The following is a 2,343-nucleotide window of genomic DNA, read 5'->3' on the forward strand; positions in this document are numbered from 1 at the left end:
CAGTTAAGCTTGGTTGTGCATTAACGTTGAGCACAAGCAAAAGTAAGATAAGTAATTTCATAATTTTCATGTCTAAAGATATTTTGTCGTCCTATAGACTATGATATATTAATTTTACAATATTTCATTACAAAAGTGATCATATGACTGAGCTAACAAATCAAGAATTATCAATCGAAATAAAGAACTTTCTTCATTCAAAGGATGTGGGAATTTTATCGACAATCAAGGATCAAGAAGGAGAAGCTTTTCCCTATGGTTCTGTTTGTCCCTTTGTTATTTTAAGAAATGGTCAAGTTGCTATTCTTGTAAGTGATATCGCTCTTCACACAAAGAATATGAATGCAAATGAACGCGTCTCTTTTACAGTCTTTGATATGGACTCTCAAAAGAAGCAGGCCGCAGCGAGAACGTCTATACTCGCAACAGTTGAACGTATTGAGAAAGAAGATGAACGCTATAAAGAAATTGCAAATACGTATTATGCATTCAAACCAGAATCGCGTAGCTTCTTTGAAGTTCACAATTTTGCGTTCTATATTCTCAAGCCAGTTTTTATTCATTATATCAAAGGCTTTGGTAAGATTTATAAGTTTTCGGCAAATAATTTTATCTTCACTGATAATATTGAATCATCACACTATGACTTTGCGATCAAACATATGAATGATGATCATAAGAATGCTATTTGCAAGTATCTTGTTGATAAAGGCCTGCAAGCCGTTGATCCAAGTATCATTAGTATGAATCAACTTGGTTTTCATATTAAAGATGAAGAGAGAATTACTTATATAGAATTCAAGTCCCCTGCTAAAGAAGCTGGAGACTTGAGGAAGTTCTTAGTTGAGATGGCTAAAGCTTAGAACGTAAAGCTCCATTTTCAACACCTCTAGGATACCAACACTTTGGTCTTTCAAGGTCTAGAATTCCGTGAATCATTGTATCAAGACGGCATTGAGCACTTGGGTAGAAGCTTGGATCTTTATTAATTTCCAATGCTTCTTCAGTCGCAAAGTCATCAAAAGCAACAGGTGTTCCAAGATAATCAAAGAAGGCCATATCACTTTCTAGAGCAGTCATCATTCTTAAACATAAGTTTTGGTCGTACTTTTTTTGTAAAGTACATAACTGAATTACATAAGGATCAAGTGTTAACTCTCTCGATACAGGTAAGTACTTCATGACTTCAGGTAAACAAATCTTTGTCGCAAAATAATCCGCTTGCCCCTCTGTTGTATTTCCAGGCATTCCCATTGAAGGATTCTTCTTTGGGTCACCACCAATTCCGTGTCCCATTTCATGACAAGCCGTCACGGCAAGCCCATCTGGAGTCATCCCATCAAGTCTCACAAAGCCACCCATTAAATACAGCTTATGAGTTAATGTATTCTCTACTTCATTTGGAACTCTTACATATGAGGCATGAACCATATCAATACTCCACCAATAATCATCAGCAAGACCAGGAATAGGTTCGTTAATAGTCAGAAACTCAGAATCGTCTGTTTTCAAGTTTTCAAAGGCCTTAATAACGGCGCTCTTCACTTCTTGCAGTTCTTCAAAGTTAACAGCTGCAAAAGACGTAGATAGAAAGTTTAAACAAAGTGCTATAAGAATTGATTTTTTCATAGCTACTTACTACCTAGGACAAGCTCGCAAAGCAAGGTAGCGGGTAGTTTTTTCAAAGCTAAGTTACTGATTTATTTAATAATGGCCCTGATAATCTGCACAGTTATAGGCAAGACGGCCAAACGATCTCACGGCCTTATACATTGTCTTTGCCCAGGAACGGCACTTCTTAGGATTTTCTGCATTTTGACAAGAATTAAGTAATCCTCTCTTAAACTCACTATCACACATTTTCTGAGTTTTCCCACTAGTCGATGGTTCATGGTGATAGCAGAGATCATGTCTTATACAATGCGGATAGAAAAGCTCAGAGTGTCCACCAGAAGGACCTGTGCACCCATCAAAGAATTGATGTTCACCAAATTGATTTGTATAAGTACAAAATTGGAAAGGGATCTTCAGTTTACTCTTTGGACACCTATAAGAATTAACAACCTTACCACCGAGATCATCACAATATTGAACAAGTAACTCATCCTTGGCCAAAGTATTGATGTGAAATAATGTGAGCAAAGTGATTAAATAAATTCTCATAATACTATATAGCCTATAAAGACAAAATGCGTCTGTCTAGCAGCTAGACTTTGCCAAAAATTGACATAGTCAGTATTTACAAAATTTCGCACTGTGAGATAGTAATAAATATGGAAAAAAACACAACCGCTTGGTATCTACTTTTTAGCGCATGGCTATTAGCGCTTATTTCAACTCTTG

3 protein-coding genes are annotated in these 2,343 nt (G+C 36.3%); 1 reads left to right on the forward strand and 2 read right to left on the reverse strand.

Annotation, left to right across the window (positions count from 1 at the left end; translation table 11 throughout):
- Window positions 1-143: 143 nt before the first annotated feature.
- Window positions 144-863 (forward strand): HugZ family protein, encoded by a 720-nt coding sequence (locus tag M901_RS09135; RefSeq protein ID WP_021277914.1) that lies wholly within the window; start codon window positions 144-146, stop codon window positions 861-863.
- Here the strand turns inward: M901_RS09135 and M901_RS09140 are convergent.
- Together M901_RS09140 and M901_RS09145 are read right to left on the reverse strand one after the other, a co-directional pair.
- Window positions 853-1,629: a hypothetical protein gene (locus M901_RS09140; RefSeq protein ID WP_021277912.1), complete on the reverse strand. Its 777-nt coding sequence runs from the start codon at window positions 1,627-1,629 to the stop codon at window positions 853-855. The genes M901_RS09135 and M901_RS09140 overlap by 11 nt on opposite strands.
- A 75-nt stretch (window positions 1,630-1,704) precedes the next feature.
- Window positions 1,705-2,163, reverse strand: a complete 459-nt coding sequence (locus M901_RS09145; RefSeq protein WP_021277913.1) for a prokaryotic phospholipase A2 — start codon at window positions 2,161-2,163, stop codon at window positions 1,705-1,707.
- Window positions 2,164-2,343 lie beyond the last annotated feature (180 nt).

The sequence above is a fragment of the Bacteriovorax sp. DB6_IX genome, from assembly GCF_000447775.1.
GTDB lineage: Bacteria > Bdellovibrionota > Bacteriovoracia > Bacteriovoracales > Bacteriovoracaceae > Halobacteriovorax_A.